Source organism: Rhizobium sp. YTUHZ044, assembly GCF_051123975.1.
Lineage (GTDB): Bacteria > Pseudomonadota > Alphaproteobacteria > Rhizobiales > Rhizobiaceae > Rhizobium.
Window position 1 is genome coordinate 265,130 of record NZ_CP101428.1, and the last position, 17,044, is coordinate 282,173.

The following is a 17,044-nucleotide window of genomic DNA, read 5'->3' on the forward strand; positions in this document are numbered from 1 at the left end:
TCCTTCCGAGGGGAAGGCGGCTCGACCTTACGCCGGCGACCGCCCCCGGGACAAGTCAGTGATGATGGCCTTCCGGCTCTTCCATCCGGAAGGGAAGGTCGTCGATCTCGACGCCCGCCATCAGCTTCAGCATGGCGTCGAACTCGTGCGGTTCGGCCGGGGCGACGGCGCTTACCAAAGCATGATGATCGGTCGGCGAAGGAAGAAGCGGCAGCCGTTCGACACTGCCATCGCGGGCGATCTCCACCACGGCCTCGAGTCCCTTGACGTGCTTCGAGATCGAAAGGCGTAGGCGCTCGCCGTCCGGCGTGTCGACGATCTCCAGCAGTCCGGTCGCCAATCGGGAACTCACCGTGAACGGAGCGGGCGCGTGATGATGGTCAGGTGCGGCATGTGCCGGCTGATGCTCGTGCGCCGCGGAAGCCGAAGCCGGGGTCGCGCCGCCGTCGTCGAACTGGATTGTGGCGTTTCCAAGCGAGGGCAGATGTCCCTGCAACTCGCGGCGCAGGGCGGTCGCGATGGCGTTCGCCTCCGAAACGGTCTTCGACCGATCGACGGCGATGACCACGTCGGTGAAGAGCTTATGGCCAAGCCAGCGGGCCTTTACGTCGATGATCTCGTCGATACCTCTGATGCGTTCGGCTGCATGGCGGATATCGTCCGTGATCCCCGGTTCGACGCCATCCAGGCTACGGGTGACGATGGCCCTCGCGGACTGCCAGACGATGCCGAAGATCGCCAGCGTAATCATGAGGCCGACAATGGGGTCGGCGAGCGGGAAGCCAAGCCAGACGCCGATCGCGCCGAGCACGACCGCAAGACTTGTCAGGCCGTCGGTGCGCGCATGGTAACCGTCGGCAATCAGCGCTGCGCTGTTCATCTCGCGGCCCACCCGGATGCGGAACACCGCGACTGCCTCATTACCGACGAAGCCGACGACGCCCGCGATTGCGACCGCGGCGAGCTGTGTAATCGGCTGCGGATTCAAGAGGCGGTCGATCGCTTCGTAGCCGGCGACGAGCGCGCTGAAGAGAATGATGAGAACGATAACGAGGCCGGCGTACTCCTCGACGCGGCCGAGACCGTAGTTGAAAGTCTTCGTCGGCGCCCGACGGACGAGCGAAAAGGCGATCCACAGCGGAATGGCCGTCGCGGCGTCGCCGACATTGTGGATGGTGTCCGCAAGGAGCGCAACGCTGCCCGAATAGAAGACGACGACCAGCTGCAGCGCTGCGGTGATCGCCAGAATGACGAAGGACCATTTGATGGCCCAGATGCCGCGCTCGGAGGAGGCGATGCTCGGGTCGACGACGCCGTGCGTGTGGCCGTGTCCGCCCTCACCGTGCGAGTGCCCATGCGCGCCGTGGACGTGCGAATGCGCCTGGCCCGCCTGGCCGAAATCGAACAATTCCTTGATAGTCGAAAGCATTGCCTGCTCCAGGTTCGAAACCGCCATTCCTATCCCCCTGGAGAGGATAGGGCAAGCTCGAACGCCGGGAGCCGACTCGTTAAACCGTTACATGCAGGTGCCGGCAAGCCGCTGCTCGGCAATCTGAAGGGAATGTGGAAGCACAAGCACATTGACCGGGGCTAACGGCGACCTATCCGAGGAGGGTGCTCCACGCCATGGCGATGCCGAACGTGAGAATGGCGCCCGCAAAAACACTGTTGAGCGCAGATTGATAGGGCCTAAGGCGGTGCACAAGCTTGCAGCCGAGGACGGCGCCAAACGCGCCTCCCGCGATGAAGACCGCGGCGAGCGGCCAGTCGACGAGACCTGAGATGGAATAGGTGGCAGCCGTAGTCGAACCGAACGCCACGATCGCGACCAAAGAGGTCGACACCGCATTGATCGTCGGCATTCCGGTGGAAAACACCAGGCCGGGGACGATCAGGAAGCCGCCGCCGATTCCGAAAAAACCGGAGACGACGCCGCTTCCACCACCGATCGCAAGAACCTTGGTGGTGTTCCGAGGTTCGAAGATACAGGTATCTTCGCTGGCGACGCTTATTCGACGCAGCATCAAGATGGCGATGGCGATCATCAGCCCCGAGAAATACAAAAGTAGATGCTTCCCATCGAGCATCTTTCCGATCGATGCTCCGAGCAGCGCCCCGACGGTCCCAGTCGCGCAGTAAAGTCCCGCATACCGCCATATCACCGTTCCTCGGCGCGCGTGCATGACCAGGCTGATCAACGCATTCGAAGCAACGGCAACGGCGCTGGTGGCAATGGCGGTATGGGCGTCGGTCAGCCCTACGGCATGCACAAGAAGCGGAACTGCAAGGATGGAGCCTCCGCCGCCCAAAAGGGCGAGGGTGAAGCCAACCAAGGCGCCGCTGAGGGTCCCCATGCCATATTGAAAAAGATCTAGCGCCATTTTCAGGATCCTGCTCGAGCATAGAATGTTCAGTAAGCGGACGAGGTGCCGTATCGCCGAGAACAGCGATCGGGTTGCTCAGGACCAGACGGAACCTTGAAAGGCACCCATCGGGAGCTTGAGGTAGCGAAGGCCGTTTCCTTCGGGTTCCGGTAGCCGGCCGCCGTTGATGTTGACTTGCAGCGCGTGAAGTATGAGCTTCGGCATTGGCAGCGTCCGATCACGCGCCTCCCGAAGGTTGACGAACGCATCGGCGCAAGCACATCGCGCAACATGGATGTTTTCCGCCCTCTGACGTTCTACTGTGCTTTCCCAGAGTGGTTGCCGGCCGCCGGGCTGATAGTCATGTCCCACAAAGAGGCGCGTATCGCCGGGTAATGTCAGGATGTTCTGAATGCTCAACCAGAGTGACCTGGCGCTACCGCCTGGAAAATCCGCGCGGGCAGTGCCGCTGTCCGGCATGAAGACAGTGTCATGAACGAACACGGCGTCGCCCGCTGTGTAGGTGATCGAGGCAAGGGTGTGGCCGGGCGAATACATGACGCCGACCTCGATGTTCCCAACAGAGAAGGTGTCTCCATCGAAGAAGAGCCGATCCCACTGGCTGCCGTCGACGGGAAGATCAGGCCGGTTGTAGATCTTCGACCAGATTTTCTGAACATCCGTGATGCGGCTCCCGATCGCCGTTGGCGCGCCGGTCACCTCCTTCAGATAGGCGGCGGCCGAAAGGTGATCGGCATGCGGATGCGTGTCGAGGATCCAGTGCAGGCGCAGGTCCTGGTCCCGAATGTGACCCAACAGCATCTCGGCGTTGTGGGTCGTCGTCGATCCTGACTTCTCATCGAAGTCGAGAACCGGGTCGATGATCGCACAGGCCCTGGTTTGCGGATCGCTGACCACGTATTGAATCGAGAAGGTACGCGGGTCGAAGAAGGCGGCGACATCAGGTCTACGCACAGGCCGCCTCCTGTCGACCGGACGCGACCGGTGAGAAAATCGCGCGCGCCGGATCGAAGGTGTATTGCCCGACATAGGCCGATGCATCCCGCGCGAGTTGCGCGACCGAATCCAGGATGAAGGCAACCGTTTCGTCCGATGCCAGGACGCTCAAGTTGAGCCGCGTGAATCCGGGCTTCTCGATTTCGTTGCCAGCCAAGATCGCCTGCCGCATGCGCTGCGACGTCCGGGCGTCTATCGAAAGCAGCCGATGCACGTAAGGACCAGCGCAGGCGCAGCCGCCACGGGCCTGAATGCCAAACCGGTCGCTGAGCATGCGGGTGACCAATTGCTGGTGGATGTAGCTGCCCTTGCCATCGCGCACGCGAAACGAAAAGATCGGCAAGCGTGCAATAGAGGTGGAGCCAAGCAGTTCGATCTCCGAAACGTCCTTCCACGCGGTGAAGGCGCGCCGCGTGTATTCGTCATTCAGCCGCTTGATTGCATCGAGTCCGATCGCATCCTTGACCAGGAAGGCGAGCGCCGCACGGATGTCGCCGATGACGTTGGGCGTTCCCGCTTCCTCCCGAGACTCCAGGCTGTCGCTGTAATCGTGACCCGTGGGTGAAACGAATTTGACCGTGCCGCCACCGGACCAGGATGGCCTGCTCGCCACCACCGCGTCGTGCCGCACGACCAATACGCCGGAAGCCCCTGGGCCGCCCAGGAACTTGTGGGGTGACACGACGATGGCGTCGATTTCGGCACCATGGTCGGGAGTCATCGCAATCGGTACGTATGGTCCGGCCCCCGCGTAGTCCCAGACCACTTTGGCGCCTGCAGCCTTTGCAATCTTCGTGAGCGCCGTGACGTCGGTCAGGATGCCAGTGACGTTCGATGCGGCAGAGAACGAGCAAATGGTCAAATCTGCTGGGGTGTTCTCAAGGCCCTTCTGCAACATGACCGGATCGGGGCCACCGTCGTTGCCCTCGACAATTTCGATGACCTCCGCTCCGCTCTCGCGCCAAGGCAGGATGTTCGAGTGGTGTTCATATGGGCCGAGGATGACGCGCACGCTTTTGCCGGCCGCGATCGCATCGGTGACGCCCAGCAGGTTCACCAGGCGATTGAGGCCCGCCGTCGCGCCGGATCCCGCAAAAATGACGGCATGCTGTCGATCGGCACCGCAGAGCTCTCCAATGATTGAGCGGGCTTCCCGTCGAAGCCGGGTCATCATCCCTCCGCAATAGGACGCCTCGGTATGGCTGTTCGCGTAGTAGGGAAGGACGTCTTCGAGGATGAATTCTTCGATCTGTCTGAGGGCGCGTCCCGAAGCCACATAGTCGGCATAGACGAGATCCCTGGGGCCGAACGGGCCGTCGACCTTCGCCTTTGAGCCTATCAGCCCCGCCCTGAACCTGCCGATGGGGTCATCTCGGTTGAGATCACTCTTGAACTTGCCGAGAACAGTGGAGAGTTCTTTTGATGGATAGTGCGCCGCCAGCTCGTGCATCGTCATCCTCCGCGAAGGGTTTGACAACGATTCTAATCTGCATCACCGTTGAAAACTTCACCAATTTTTTGGATGAATGGGATAAGATTGGGTCGTATGATCGATAGTAATTTGAAAATCGACGAAATTGATCTGAGGATTCTGACGTGCGCGCAGCGGGATTCTTCGCTTTCTCAACGTGACTTGGCCGAGCAGGTCGGACTGTCGCAGAATGCTTGCTGGCGCCGGCTTCAGCGCCTTTATGCGACAGGCATCATCAAAGGATCGCGCGCCTCCATCGATTTCGAAGCGCTCGGTTTTGATCTCACGGTGATCGTCATGATCCGAACTCGCCATCACTCAAAGGAATGGTCGGAAGATTTTCGCAAGCACGTCGACCGGATGCCGGAAGTCGTCGATTTCTACCGAATAGGCGGCGACTGGGACTACCTGATCAAGGTCATCACCAAAGGAATGTCGGGCTATGATGCTTTCTACCAGAAGCTGATAACAAACTTCGATCTTGCGACAGTGACCGGCTATTTTTCGATGGAAGCAATCATCAGCAATCGCGCTGTGGACCTGATGCGCATGCGGTGACGCCTACGCCGAATCCGCGGTGCACCCCCAGCGGCGTGGCATTCAAACCTCCGCCTAATTCCGGGGCCAGGTATGAATGCCGGCGGCCACACTGCTCCGTCGCGCCGGCGCGAAGTCGTCGTGGGCTGCGACGACCTCAATTCGATAGGCAGCGGTTCAAGAAGCTTCAACCGTCAGACAGCTCAGTTTTCTAACTTATGCGAATCAGCTCCGGGCGCGACGGATCAACTCCAGACCGGGACGCGATGTGGAACTTCTGCCTGCCAAAGCACCTAGTCCTTGACTGGTTCGCCGAGCGTATGCATCAGGCGGTTCGCCCAGCCGAATATGGCGGACGACAGCACGAGGTCCAGGGCCTCAAGCTCGGAAAGACCGACGTCCGTCAGCGCCTGCGCGTCAGCTTGCGTTGCTTTCGGCGGCGTCATCGACAGATGGGCGGAGAAATCGAAGATGGTTTGAAGGTGCTCATCGAGTTCGGCGTCGAGCCCATCGGCGAAAATGGCGTCGATCACGTCAGTCCGCTTGGTATGGCTGATGAACCGGGAGGCATGGACGGCGGCGCAGTAGACGCAGCGATTGACGACGGAAGCAGCAGTGGCGCCTAGTTCGCGTTCTCCCGGTGAAAGCCCGTCCTTCCCGTACATGATCAGGTTGAACAGGGGTGAGCGGACAGCGAGGGATTCCGGGTCGTGCGCAAGCGTCAGGACGTAGGGGGAGATGCCCTTGTTGGAGGGCGTGACCTGCATTGCCTCCCGCTGCTCGGCGGTCGCAGTTTCAAGATCGACTGGAATGACGTAAGGCTGCCAGCGCGGAACCTGGGTGGTGAAGGTGTGGACGACTTCGCTCATTGTCTTCCTCCGATCAGCGCCAGCCCTGCGATGACTCGAACCTGATAATTTACGAAGGCCGCAAGCTCCGACAGCCGGACGATGTCGGCGTCGGTCGTTCCCGCACGGCGCAATCCTTCTATGTGGTCGCGGGTCGCTTCCTGCGGCGCGACCGTCAGTCGGTCCGCATGGCGGACGATCTCTGCGATGCGTTCATCGGTTGCGCTAGTACCCGGCTTAGCGAGCGGCGCTGTCGATGCCTCGGCGGCACGTTTCACCAGTTCGTCGTAGTGCTTCGCCAGTTTTTCGTTGTGGTTATGACGGGCCATACGGGCGGCAAGCGCCGCCCTGAGACCATACGACAGGCCACCGGGATCACGCGGAAGAAGGACTGCGTCGTGGGCGGCTTCGCTGAGGCGCAGGATCTCCGCCCGCTTTCCCAAGGCTTCGGCAAGGGCCGAACCGGGTCTGACGGCGGCAAGAGTTTGGATGAGCGTCAAGGCAGGCTCCTTTCATCTCGCGGGAGAGCATTAGATCGGTCTGTTCATTATGTCAAAATAGCATGAAGGCTTGCAATCCATGCGAAATAATTATCTACTATCCGCTCAAATTATGGGAAGCCCATGCTTCCAAAAGCATGGCTGGCGGGAGTTCATGTTGAATATGAATAGAAACCCGTTCGACATTCGGCAACTCGAAGCCTTCGCGGCAGTGATGTCGGCTGGCAGCGTCACCGGCGCAGCCCGGCTGCTCGGCCGTTCGCAGCCAGCCGTGACGCGGCAGATCCAGGATCTGGAAGCCGATCTGGGCTATGCGCTCCTCCACCGAAGCGGTCCGCGCATCCAGCCGACGTCGCGCGGACGGCGCTTCCATGCCGAGGTCGAACGTCATCTCGCCAGCCTGACCCACATCCGCGAACGGGCCGAGGCAATCGGTCTTGACGAGCCCGCGACCTTGACCATCGCGGCAACGCCATCCCTGGCTGCAGGAATCTTGCCGGAGGCTTTGGCGGCCGTCTCGCCCGACCTGATCCCGCGTCATCTCCACGTCCAGGCGCTCGCCGCCGAAAACGTCGTGCAGGCGGTTCTCGCCCGGTCGGCCGATCTCGGCATATCGAGCCTGCCGCTCGAACATCCCGGTCTTGACATCCACTGGATCGCGGAAGCACCGTGCGTGATTGCCATCGGCGCCGACGATCCTCTCGCTGCGAACGATGTCGTTCGCCTGGCCGATCTGGCGGAGCGTCGCATCATCACGCTCGCGAACCCCTATCGGCTTCGTCATCGCGTCGACGAGGCGCTGGAACGGGCAGGGGTGGCGCCGGATCGCATCATCGACGTCAACGCCTCGCTGACTGCGCTCTCGCTGGTGCGCGCAGGACTTGGCATTGCCATCGTCGAGCCCGCGACCGTCTGCGGCGTGCCCCTCGATGGCATCGTCAGGCGCGTGCTCGACCAGGCCATTCCGTTCCTGTTCGGTGCGATTACGGCGGCGGCGTTGCCGCTCGCACCGACCGTCGCCGCCGTAATCGATGCCGCGCGACTCGAAGCATTGAAGATGCCCGGCTGCCGCCTGCTGGAGGCGAATGGCATCGAAACCTTGGCGGACACGGTTTACGGGCAGGCGGCAATTCCCGAAGGAGCGCCCGCATGAGCGACCTCTCCACACATCCGGACAATCTTCACGCCCTCGAAGCGCGTCTGCGTCAGGACCTCGCCTGGCTGGAACTGCCTGCCAAGGCCTGGGTTCCGGCGCGTGAAGTTGATGGCAAGCCTGTCATCGACGTCGTCATCATCGGCGGCGGCATGGCAGGCCTCGTCGCTTCCGGAATGCTGAAGCGCCTTGGCGTCGCCAACCATGTCACCCTCGACAAGGCACCTGCCGGGGAGGAAGGGCCGTGGGTCACTTTCGCCCGGATGCGTACCCTTCGATCTCCCAAACAACTCACCGGCCCCGCGATGGGACTGCCGGCGCTCACCTTCCGGGCCTATTATGAAGCGCGCTTTGGAAGCGCGGCGTGGGTGGCACTCGACCGGGCGCCGCGCGAGACGTGGATGGACTACCTGATCTGGTATCGGAAGGTGCTCGAGCTGCCGGTGCGCAACGGCGTCTCGGTCGATGCGATCCTGCCGCGCGACGACGGCATGCTCGACCTCGCCTGCAGCGAGAATGGCCGCACGGAAACGATCATCGCCCGCCATGTGGTTCTCGCAACCGGCCGCGACGGTCTCGGCGGCCCCTTCGTGCCCGACATCGCCGAAAATATCGATCGCAGGTTCTGGGCGCACACCGCCGATGCGATCGACTTCGCAGCGCTGCGCGGCAAGCGAGTAGGGGTGATCGGTGCGGGTGCGTCGGCGATGGACAATGCCGCGACGGCGCTCGAAGCCGGTGTCGCCCGCCTCGACATGTTCGTCCGCCGCAAGGAACTGCCGCGGATCAACAAGTTCACCGGCATCGGCAGCCAGGGCGTCGTCCATGGCTTCGCCGGACTGCCGGACGAATGGAAGTGGCGCTTCCTCGACTACGCCATGAGCCAGCAGACACCACCGCCGCGTCCGAGCGTGCTGCGCGTCAGCTCCTTCGAGCAGGCCCACCTTCATCTCCAAAGCCCGATCACCGGCCTGCAGCAGGACGGCGACCAGCTCCTCGTGACGACGTCGAAGGCCAGCTACCCCCTCGACTTCTTGATTTTCGGGACCGGCTTCAAGATCGATCTGACCAATCGGCCGGAACTGGCCGTCTTCGAACCCCACATCCGACTTTGGCGCGACCGCTTTCCGACGCCGGCCGGGATGGCGAATGCGGAGCTTGAAGGATCGCCCGATCTTGGCGAGGCTTTCGAGTTCCTTGAGAGGGAACCGGGTTCCTGCCCGGTTCTCTCGAAGATTCATTGCTTCAACTTCCCGGCGACCCTCAGCCACGGCAAGCTCACCGGCGACATCCCTGCAATCAGCGAGGGCGCCGACCGCCTGGCGCGCGGCGTCGTCCGATCGCTCTTCGTCGAAGACCGCGAGAAGCACTTTGCAAACCTCCGGGCCTTCGACACGCCGGAACTTCTCGGCGACGAGTGGTTCGATGCCGAGACCGAAGCGCTTTCCGAACTATCTTCCGAAAGGACCTGAGATCCGAAATGCTTGAGATCAAGAACCTGAAGCTGTCCTACGGTCGCACGCAGATCCTGAATGGCGTCGATCTCTCGGTGAAACGAGGTGACGTGGTTTCGATCATCGGTCCCAGCGGAACCGGCAAGACGACGCTGTTGAAGTGCATCAACCATCTAGCGAAGCCGGCATCCGGAACGATTGCCTTCGACGATATCAGGATGGACTTCGCGCGGCCGGACAAGACCGCCGTTCGGGCGATCCGTCTGCGCACCGCGATGGTGTTCCAGCAGTTCAACGTCTTCAAGAACATGACGGTTATTCAGAACGTCATGGATCCGCTGATGGTCGTACAGGGCAAGGCCAAGGACGAAGCCCGCGCCATCGCGCTGCAGGAGCTTGAGCGGGTGGGGCTTTCCGACAAGCTCGACAACTACCCGTCGCAGCTTTCCGGCGGGCAGCTCCAGAGAACGGGCATCGCCAGAGCGCTCGCGGTCAAACCGGACGTGATGCTCTTCGACGAGCCGACCTCGTCGCTCGATCCCGAACTCGTGAACGAGGTTCTCAAGGTGATCAAGGATGTCACGTCCTCGGGCATCACCTCGCTTCTCGTCACGCACGAGATGCAGTTCGCCAAAAACATCTCGAACCGCATCGTCTTCATGGACCGGGGTGTCGTCGCAGCCGACGGCAGTCCGTCCGAAATCTTCGACACGCCGTCCAACCCGCGCCTCGCTCAGTTTCTCAATTCCGAACGCGCGATCCAGTAAGAAAGGATGCCTGAAATGACTTCCATGAGTTCAATCTCCCGCCGTGGTCTCGGTCTCGCCGTAGCAGGCGTCGCGATCGCGTTCGCAACCGCGTCCTTCGCCGAGGACGTTCGGACGATCAAGATCGCCACCGCGGCGGAATCGAAGCCGCTCTCCTGGGGCGCGATCGGCGTCGAACCGCAGGGCTACGAGCCCGACGTCTTGAAGGCGATCAACGCCAAGCTGCCGCAGTACCAGTTCGTGATGGAGGGTGCTGCCGACATCGCGCAGGAGACGGGCCTCGCGACCGGCAAGTACGATGTCGCAACCGGCGGCTACTACCGTGCTCCCGCCCGCGAAAAGCAGTTCCTCATTCCGGAAGCGCCGATCGGCGCCAGCCTGATCAAGATCTACAGCCGCAAGGACAGCGGCATCAAGGAGATGAAGGATCTCGTCGGCAAGAAGATCGTGCCGGTGACGGCGGGCGGCGGCATCTACAAGTTCGCGACCGCATGGCAAGAGCAGAACCCCGACCACAAGATCGAGATCACGGCTTCGAGCGCCGGCATTCCCTATCCGGATCGCCTGAAGGAGGTCGAGAACGGCAAGTATGACGCGCTCGTCCTGCCGTCGAATCTCGGCGAGCAGACCGTGATCGACCAGCAGAAGCTGAATGTCCAGGCAAGTGAGCCGGTCGCGATCAATAATACCTTCGTGCTCATCCACCGCTCGGAAGAGAACAAGGCGCTCGCCGACGGCATCGACAAGGCTTTGAAGGAGCTCAAGGCCGACGGCACGCTCGCCAAGCTCTCGCAGAAATGGTTCGGCGAGGACATCACCACGTACATGAAGTAACGCCGGGCGTCGAAGCCGGCGACCAGGCCCAAGACTGAAAGAAGGAGCGTTCCCAAGTGGACCTTTCCATAATGATCCCCGAGTTGCTTTCGGCATTGCCGCTGACGCTTGCGATCACATTCACGGCCATGGCCGCCGGCTTCGTGCTGGCATTGATCGCGACGACGTTCCGGGTGCGCAGGATCCTTGTGATTAGCCAGTTGGCCGACCTCTACGTATCCTATGCGCGCAGCGTTCCCGTCGTCCTTCAGTTGTTCGTCGCCTTCTACGGGCTCCCCGTGCTCGTCGGCCTATTCGGTATCGGCGACTTCGTCTCGCCGACGATCGCCGCCATGCTGGGCCTCAGCCTCTACCATGGCGGCTATCTCTCGGAGGTCATGCGTCCGGCCTATCTCGCAGTCGAGCGAGGCCAGCACGATGCGGCGGACAGCTTGGGCTACACCTTCCGCCATAAGCTGCTGCGCGTCATCGCTCCGCAGGCCGTCCATATTGCGCTGCCGGGGTATGGAAACTCGATCATCTACCTGATCCACAACGTGGCGCTTGTCATGTACATCGGCGCGGCCGACGTCATGGCCACCGCCCACCTCGTCATGGAGCGGGACTACAACCAGTATCAGTTCGAGACCTACCTCGTACTGGCGGTGCTGTACTCGGTCCTTTGCCTCATCGCCTGGGCGACCGTTCGGCTCTTCGAGCGCCGCTCCGGCAGGTACGTACCAGGCGAAAAGACAGTCCGTGCCCCATTGATGGCCAGCGTCTGATCGAGGAAGGAAGTCATGATTTTCGACAGCGAAGTTCTTCTCCCCGACCTTTATGAGATCCTGGGCGCTGTGCCGCTGACGCTTGTCATGGCGCTCGCCATCTTCGTCCTGTCGACGGTCGTCGGCAGCTTGTTCGCCATGGTCGAGTATCAGAGGATCCCGGTGCTCCGCCAGCTCGTGATCGCCTACAAGGTGGCGTTCAAGGGCGTCCCGATGGTGGTGGTGATCTTCCTTGCCTATTATGGACTTCCGTCGACGCTGCGGTTCCTCACCTCGCTCGTCGGCGTGGAGTACAATGGTCACTCGACGCCGAACTGGGTGACGCTCATCGTCGCCCTGACGGCCTGCGTCGCGGCTTTCCAGGCGGAGGTGGTCAAGGGCGCGCTGAACTCGTTCGACACGGGGCAGGCGGACGCCGCCTATTCGCTCGGCTACAAGAAGAGCCAGCTCTTCCGCCGGGTCATGCTGCCGCAGGTTATCGTCGCGGCCATCCCGGATCTCGCCAACTCCTTCATGGTGATCATGAAGGCGCTGTCGCTAGGATTCGCCATCGAGGTGGTCGACATCTTCGCACAGTCGCAGTTGACCGCGGCGCTGAACTTCTACTATCTCGAAGCCTTCCTGGTTGCCGTGGTGATCTACATGGTGATCGCCTATGCCGTGACCCAAATCGCCGACAGAACGGAACGAGCGCTCAGAATACGAACCTGAGGGGCATAGGCGCGTTGCAGCTGACGCTGCTCGCGCCCGCGGCGCAGCGTCAGCGCTGCGTTTTACGGGCGGTAGCCGATGAACTTCCGCCCGAGGCAGGCAGTGCACTTCAGGATTCCTCGGGCGGCTTGAGATGGCGGAACTGCAGCAACAGCAAGAGGTCGTATATGATCTTCAGGCCGGCGCAGATGACAAACGGCCAGGCCCGATAAGACGCGGCAAAAAGAGCACCTGCCAGCGCAGGGCTGGCCGCCGATGCGAGGCTGCGCGGCACCGATGTGAAGCTTGCGGCAGCGGCTCGCTCCGCCTCAGTGACAACAGCCATCACGTAGGAAGAACGGGTTGGCACATCCATCTGCGAAAGCGCGGCCCGGACCAGCAGCAAGGCAAGCACCAGTGGCAAGGTGGGGGCGAATGCGGCAAGGCCGAGGGCAAGGCTGGACGGGATGTGGGTGAACACCATGGTGTTCACGAGTCCAATCCGCTTCGATAGCCGGGCGGCGACAGGAAACGAAAACGCCGACAGCACGCCCGTCCAGAAGAAAAACACTCCAGCCTCGGGTAGCGAAAGATCGAATCGTTCGAACAGCCACAGCGCGAGCAAGGACTGGACCACGAAACCTCCGGCAAAGGCATCGAGACTGAAGAGGGCTGCGAGCTTCATGACAATGGCCCGCGAAGGCCCGAGTGCCGCCGGCTTGTGGTCTTCGTGCGTCACCGGGCGAGGCGGTATGCGGGCATAAAGAAGGCCGCCGAGAATGCCGACGAGCGCATAGACAACGAACATCAGCCTGATCGAACTCAGTTGCGTCATCCCGAGCCGCATCATGACATCTGGCAGCGCCGCAGCAAGCGCGCCGCCGGCGCTTGCGAGCGCCCCGACCAAGCTATAACGCGCAAACATTCTCGTTCGATCGGCGTTGGTCACCTCCCGGGCCAGGACCGCATGTTCAAGCGGCACGAAGATGCTCACGCTGCCTGCCGACGGATTGATCGTACCGGCAAAGGCGACGGCGAGCAGCAGCGCATAGTCGCTGATCATCGGCATAGCGAGACCGGTGGCGACCATCAGGCCGGCGGCGGCCAAAAGCAGGCGGCGGAGATCATGATGCGCGCCGAGAAAGCCGATGATGATCGTCAAAAGTGCGGATCCGAAGAGGGATGTCGTCGCAATGACGCCGACCTGCAGGGGCGAAAATCCAAGAGCAAGGAGATAGACCGGCAACAGGATGGCCACGAAACCGTCGCCGAAGTCGCGCAAGGAGCGCGCTGCAAAAAGCCATGTCGTCGGCTGAACGCTTCGGGCCTGTCCCATTGTCCTCGATCTCATCCTGCTTTCCGAAAATCAATTCCGATTTTCGGGCCGATGCGCCAGATCCACCCTACTTTTTAACCGCGCGCGGGCGCCAGCTGAGAACCGTTATTTCCGGTGGAATTTCTGCGACGCTGCGAAGGCGCGGCCGATGTCGAAGGAGGGCAGTTGCAGCGGCGTACGGGACTCGCGGAAAACCAGACCGACGAGCTTATCGACGACCAGGATGAAGCCGAGCGCCAGACCGAGATAAAGCAGAGCGGCGATGAGCAGGAGCGATATTTCCATGGCTCACACGTTGGAAGCGTGGCTGCGGGCGGCAAGAGGCGCGACGACGAGCATTTCGACACGATCGTTCATGGCTGCCTCCCTCGTTTCGCCATAAACAGTTTTTGTATGATCCCCGGCTTGCGGGCGAAGGCTCAATTTTTTCGGAGGCCTCAAAGCTTGCAGCGTCATCCGGCCCTTGTTCACCCCCCGCGCGGAAAACCCGCCTGCAAGCTTCCATAAAACACAGATGATTCAGACATATGACAAAGAGAGGCCGAAGGGCGCCACGGTGACGCCCTTTCAACGATGTCAGCGGTTTTCAATATTCAGGTCGCCGTCTTGCGGCTTGCAGTCCGCTTGGGCGCCGGCGTGACGACGCCGTTCGTCTTGGCGCCTGGGGCGGCCTTCGTGGTCGTTGCGGCGCGCTTGACCCTGGGTTTGGCCTCTTTGCCGTTGGAAGAGGAGCCTTCGAGCGCGTCGCGCTCATGGCGTGCCTGTTCCCAATGGATGGAATCCCGCCCTGTCGGATAGCCCTCTTCTTCCCAGAGGGCGTATGCACGTTTCTTGATCCACTCTTCCCGAGTTTCTGCCATCGCTGATCTCCAGTCACATTTTGCCGTCGTTCGAACGCGATACTGGCAGGATGGTTCCAGAGGAGGAGCCCGGTTTCAAGCGAAATCGAACCGCAACCGCAAATATTTCGCATTGCAGCATATCAAGGTTGAGAATCGGCATTCATCGAAGTTGAAATTCCGCCGCCTTGTGCAGATCTGACACGAATGCCTGGCGCTGCTTTTGCTGCTCGGCCTCATCGCGAATTCTCAGGAGATAAGAGGGGTGGATTGTCACCAGAACCGGGGGATGGTTTGCAGGCTGCAGGACATGACCGCGCTCGGGCGTCAATTTCGCCTTCGGCCCGAGCAGCGCATAGAGGGCGCTCGCGCCCAGCGCCACCACGAGTTTCGGCTGCAGGATGTTGAGCTCCGCGCCAAGCCACCAGGCGCAACGCCTTATCTCGCCGGCATTGGGTTTCGCATGCAGGCGCCGTTTGCCGCGGGGCGTGAACTTGAAGTGCTTGACGGCATTGGTGACGTAGCAGCGTTGACGGTCCAGACCGGACTCGTCGAGACAGAGGTCGAGCAGATGGCCTGCCGGGCCGACAAAGGGCCTGCCGGTGATATCTTCGCGGTCACCCGGCTGCTCACCGACAAGGACGATCTCGGCCTTTCCCGGGCCTTCACCAAAGACGATCTGCGTCGCATTGCGATAAAGGTCACAGCGGGTACAGTCCTCGGCCTGATGCCGGAGTTCGGCAATGCTTTCTGCATCCGCGACTTCGAGCGCCAGGGCAGGACCAATGTTTGCGGCGATGTTCACGATGGCAATCCTCATCTCCTGAGGAGGAATCGATCTCAACCGGGATTGTTCCCGCGATCGAACGGGGACTCCCGGCAAAACAATCCCGAAGAAAAATTTCGCGCCATGGGGGAGCGGCTGCATAATTGAACGCCGCCGTTTCGCGGCTATATTGGCCAGCGATGTTCTATCTCCTGTCGACCTACTGGCCGCATATCCTCTTTGTCGTTTCGATCGCCATGGGAGCCGCGGCGGCGATTCATGCCGCCATGACCAAGGAGGAGGTGCGCGCGGCAATCGGCTGGGTCGGCGTCATCATCCTCTCGCCAATCGTCGGTGCGCTGCTTTACGCGATCGCCGGCATCAATCGCATCCGCCGCAAATCGCTGAGCATTCGCCGCGACGCCCTGCTGCTCGCGCCGGGGACCGACGAGCTGGAGACGTTCGACGCCGACGCCGAGACCGTGATCAGCCAGTTCGGCCGCCGCTTTGCGGCGCTGCAGACGCTGGGCGACCGGGTGACCCGCAACCCGCTGACCTCGGGCAATACGATCGACATGCTGGAGACCGGCGACGAGGCCTATGCCGCGATGAAATCCGCCATCGATGAAGCGAGGCGCAGCATCCTGCTCGAAACCTACATCTTCGACCGTGATGTCATTGGTCTGCGGATCGCCGATGCGCTGATTGCCGCGGTGAAGCGGGGTGTGACGGTCCGGGTGCTGATCGACGCCGTCGGCGCGCGTTATTCGGTGCCGAGCATTCTCGGCCATCTCAAGGAGGGCGGCGTCACCGTCGCCGTCTTCAACGGCAATGTCATCATGGGCTTGCGGCTGCCCTATGCCAATCTGCGCACCCACCGCAAGATCCTGATCGTCGACGGACGCATTGCGCTGACCGGCGGCATGAATATCAGGGCGGGTTTCAGCGAGGAGGCGACGGGCGAGACCTTTGCCCGTGATACGCATTTCAGCGTCACCGGCCCCGTCGTCACCGATCTCTTCGATCTTGCCGCCGAAGACTGGCGGTTCACCACCGACGAACTGTTGAACGACGAGGCCTGGCGCATCGAGCCGCCGCCGCGCAGCCCCGGCGACCCCATCCTGATGCGCATCGTCGCCTCAGGGCCGGACCGCAGCCTCGAGACCAACCATAAGATGCTGATGGGCGCCTTTTCGGTTGCGCGTCAATCGATCCGCATCATGTCGCCCTATTTCCTGCCGGACCGCGAACTGATCAGCGCCCTGGTGACGGCGGCGCGGCGCGGCGTTGAAGTCGATATCGTCGTGCCGGCTCTCAACAATCTCATGCTGGTCGACCGGGCGATGACGGCGCAATTCGATCAGATCCTCAAAAATTATTGCCGCATCTGGCGCTCGACCGGCAGCTTCAGCCATTCGAAGCTTCTGACGATCGACGGCACCTGGGCCTATGTCGGCTCTTCCAACCTCGATCCACGTTCGCTCAGGCTGAATTTCGAGGTCGATCTCGAAGTGCTGAATGAGGGCTTTGCCGCCGAGATCGACGAGCATATCGAGGAAATCCTGAAATCGGCAACGCTGGTGACGCTGGAAGGCTTACGCGCGCGGCCCTTCCCGGTGCGGCTGATCGAGAAGGTCCTGTGGCTGGGTTCGCCCTATCTCTGACGGATTTTTTGCATTCCGACATGGCAAGTTCCGCGCGGCCG

18 protein-coding genes are annotated in these 17,044 nt (G+C 61.6%); 8 read left to right on the forward strand and 10 right to left on the reverse strand.

Going from position 1 to position 17,044, the window contains the following annotated elements; translation table 11 throughout:
* Positions 1–55: 55 nt before the first annotated feature.
* From NL154_RS26595 to NL154_RS26610, 4 genes are all read right to left on the reverse strand, one after another.
* Complete coding sequence (locus NL154_RS26595) at positions 56–1,429, reverse strand: cation diffusion facilitator family transporter (RefSeq protein ID WP_210632657.1); 1,374 nt, start codon at positions 1,427–1,429, stop codon at positions 56–58.
* A gap of 172 nt (positions 1,430–1,601) precedes the next feature.
* Positions 1,602–2,381: a sulfite exporter TauE/SafE family protein gene (locus NL154_RS26600; RefSeq protein ID WP_210632252.1), complete on the reverse strand. Its 780-nt coding sequence runs from the start codon at positions 2,379–2,381 to the stop codon at positions 1,602–1,604.
* Between the two features lie 78 nt (positions 2,382–2,459).
* On the reverse strand, positions 2,460–3,338 hold the full coding sequence (locus NL154_RS26605; RefSeq protein ID WP_221144998.1) for an MBL fold metallo-hydrolase: 879 nt from the start codon (positions 3,336–3,338) through the stop codon (positions 2,460–2,462).
* Positions 3,331–4,830 (reverse strand): aminotransferase class V-fold PLP-dependent enzyme, encoded by a 1,500-nt coding sequence (locus NL154_RS26610; RefSeq protein WP_221145000.1) that lies wholly within the window; start codon positions 4,828–4,830, stop codon positions 3,331–3,333. The genes NL154_RS26605 and NL154_RS26610 overlap by 8 nt, the downstream gene beginning before the upstream one ends.
* Before the next feature lie 96 nt (positions 4,831–4,926).
* Here NL154_RS26610 and NL154_RS26615 point away from each other — a divergent pair, with 96 nt between their 5' ends.
* Positions 4,927–5,409: an Lrp/AsnC family transcriptional regulator gene (locus tag NL154_RS26615; RefSeq protein ID WP_434734531.1), complete on the forward strand. Its 483-nt coding sequence runs from the start codon at positions 4,927–4,929 to the stop codon at positions 5,407–5,409.
* Between the two features lie 272 nt (positions 5,410–5,681).
* Here NL154_RS26615 and NL154_RS26620 read toward each other — a convergent pair whose 3' ends face one another.
* Positions 5,682–6,257 (reverse strand): peroxidase-related enzyme, encoded by a 576-nt coding sequence (locus tag NL154_RS26620; RefSeq protein ID WP_210632256.1) that lies wholly within the window; start codon positions 6,255–6,257, stop codon positions 5,682–5,684.
* Positions 6,254–6,736, reverse strand: a complete 483-nt coding sequence (locus tag NL154_RS26625; protein WP_434734371.1) for a CMD domain-containing protein — start codon at positions 6,734–6,736, stop codon at positions 6,254–6,256. Before NL154_RS26625 ends, NL154_RS26620 begins: the two co-directional genes overlap by 4 nt.
* A gap of 163 nt (positions 6,737–6,899) precedes the next feature.
* Here NL154_RS26625 and NL154_RS26630 point away from each other — a divergent pair, with 163 nt between their 5' ends.
* From NL154_RS26630 to NL154_RS26655, 6 genes are read left to right on the forward strand one after another with little or no spacing between them, the layout of a single operon-like run.
* Positions 6,900–7,889 carry a LysR family transcriptional regulator gene (locus tag NL154_RS26630; RefSeq protein WP_434734532.1) on the forward strand — a complete coding sequence of 330 codons (990 nt, stop codon included), beginning with the start codon at positions 6,900–6,902 and terminating at the stop codon, positions 7,887–7,889.
* A complete protein-coding gene (locus tag NL154_RS26635; RefSeq protein WP_434734372.1) occupies positions 7,886–9,361 on the forward strand; it encodes an NAD(P)-binding domain-containing protein in 1,476 nt (491 codons plus the stop codon). Before NL154_RS26630 ends, NL154_RS26635 begins: the two co-directional genes overlap by 4 nt.
* 8 nt (positions 9,362–9,369) lie before the next feature.
* A complete protein-coding gene (locus NL154_RS26640; protein ID WP_221145007.1) occupies positions 9,370–10,110 on the forward strand; it encodes an amino acid ABC transporter ATP-binding protein in 741 nt (246 codons plus the stop codon).
* A 15-nt stretch (positions 10,111–10,125) separates the two neighbouring features.
* Entirely contained in the window at positions 10,126–10,944 is an 819-nt protein-coding gene (locus NL154_RS26645; RefSeq protein ID WP_434734373.1) for an amino acid ABC transporter substrate-binding protein, read from the forward strand.
* Between the two features lie 56 nt (positions 10,945–11,000).
* Positions 11,001–11,708 carry an amino acid ABC transporter permease gene (locus NL154_RS26650; RefSeq protein WP_210632262.1) on the forward strand — a complete coding sequence of 236 codons (708 nt, stop codon included), beginning with the start codon at positions 11,001–11,003 and terminating at the stop codon, positions 11,706–11,708.
* 18 nt (positions 11,709–11,726) lie between these two features.
* Positions 11,727–12,419: an amino acid ABC transporter permease gene (locus NL154_RS26655; RefSeq protein WP_210632658.1), complete on the forward strand. Its 693-nt coding sequence runs from the start codon at positions 11,727–11,729 to the stop codon at positions 12,417–12,419.
* Between the two features lie 109 nt (positions 12,420–12,528).
* Here NL154_RS26655 and NL154_RS26660 read toward each other — a convergent pair whose 3' ends face one another.
* From NL154_RS26660 to NL154_RS26675, 4 genes are all read right to left on the reverse strand, one after another.
* Positions 12,529–13,734 carry an MFS transporter gene (locus NL154_RS26660; RefSeq protein ID WP_434734374.1) on the reverse strand — a complete coding sequence of 402 codons (1,206 nt, stop codon included), beginning with the start codon at positions 13,732–13,734 and terminating at the stop codon, positions 12,529–12,531.
* Between the two features lie 105 nt (positions 13,735–13,839).
* A complete protein-coding gene (locus tag NL154_RS26665; RefSeq protein ID WP_210632263.1) occupies positions 13,840–14,019 on the reverse strand; it encodes a hypothetical protein in 180 nt (59 codons plus the stop codon).
* 308 nt (positions 14,020–14,327) lie between these two features.
* Positions 14,328–14,594 (reverse strand): DUF2934 domain-containing protein, encoded by a 267-nt coding sequence (locus NL154_RS26670; protein ID WP_210632265.1) that lies wholly within the window; start codon positions 14,592–14,594, stop codon positions 14,328–14,330.
* 142 nt (positions 14,595–14,736) lie between these two features.
* Complete coding sequence (locus tag NL154_RS26675; RefSeq protein ID WP_221153403.1) at positions 14,737–15,378, reverse strand: UdgX family uracil-DNA binding protein; 642 nt, start codon at positions 15,376–15,378, stop codon at positions 14,737–14,739.
* Between the two features lie 161 nt (positions 15,379–15,539).
* Between NL154_RS26675 and NL154_RS26680 the strand changes: the two genes are divergently transcribed.
* On the forward strand, positions 15,540–17,003 hold the full coding sequence (locus NL154_RS26680; RefSeq protein ID WP_210632661.1) for a phospholipase D-like domain-containing protein: 1,464 nt from the start codon (positions 15,540–15,542) through the stop codon (positions 17,001–17,003).
* The last annotated feature ends 41 nt before the right edge of the window (positions 17,004–17,044 follow it).

Bases quoted from the DNA above. Each gene is read 5' to 3' on its own strand.
- NL154_RS26595 (WP_210632657.1), bottom strand. From the start codon at position 1,429: ATGCTTTCGACTATCAAGGAATTGTTCGATTTCGGCCAGGCGGGCCAG.
- NL154_RS26600 (WP_210632252.1), bottom strand. From the start codon at position 2,381: ATGGCGCTAGATCTTTTTCAATATGGCATGGGGACCCTCAGCGGCGCC.
- NL154_RS26610 (WP_221145000.1), bottom strand. From the start codon at position 4,830: ATGCACGAGCTGGCGGCGCACTATCCATCAAAAGAACTCTCCACTGTT.
- NL154_RS26615 (WP_434734531.1), top strand. From the start codon at position 4,927: ATGATCGATAGTAATTTGAAAATCGACGAAATTGATCTGAGGATTCTG.
- NL154_RS26620 (WP_210632256.1), bottom strand. From the start codon at position 6,257: ATGAGCGAAGTCGTCCACACCTTCACCACCCAGGTTCCGCGCTGGCAG.
- NL154_RS26630 (WP_434734532.1), top strand. From the start codon at position 6,900: ATGAATAGAAACCCGTTCGACATTCGGCAACTCGAAGCCTTCGCGGCA.
- NL154_RS26635 (WP_434734372.1), top strand. From the start codon at position 7,886: ATGAGCGACCTCTCCACACATCCGGACAATCTTCACGCCCTCGAAGCG.
- NL154_RS26640 (WP_221145007.1), top strand. From the start codon at position 9,370: ATGCTTGAGATCAAGAACCTGAAGCTGTCCTACGGTCGCACGCAGATC.
- NL154_RS26645 (WP_434734373.1), top strand. From the start codon at position 10,126: ATGACTTCCATGAGTTCAATCTCCCGCCGTGGTCTCGGTCTCGCCGTA.
- NL154_RS26660 (WP_434734374.1), bottom strand. From the start codon at position 13,734: ATGGGACAGGCCCGAAGCGTTCAGCCGACGACATGGCTTTTTGCAGCG.
- NL154_RS26665 (WP_210632263.1), bottom strand. From the start codon at position 14,019: ATGGAAATATCGCTCCTGCTCATCGCCGCTCTGCTTTATCTCGGTCTG.
- NL154_RS26670 (WP_210632265.1), bottom strand. From the start codon at position 14,594: ATGGCAGAAACTCGGGAAGAGTGGATCAAGAAACGTGCATACGCCCTC.
- NL154_RS26680 (WP_210632661.1), top strand. From the start codon at position 15,540: ATGTTCTATCTCCTGTCGACCTACTGGCCGCATATCCTCTTTGTCGTT.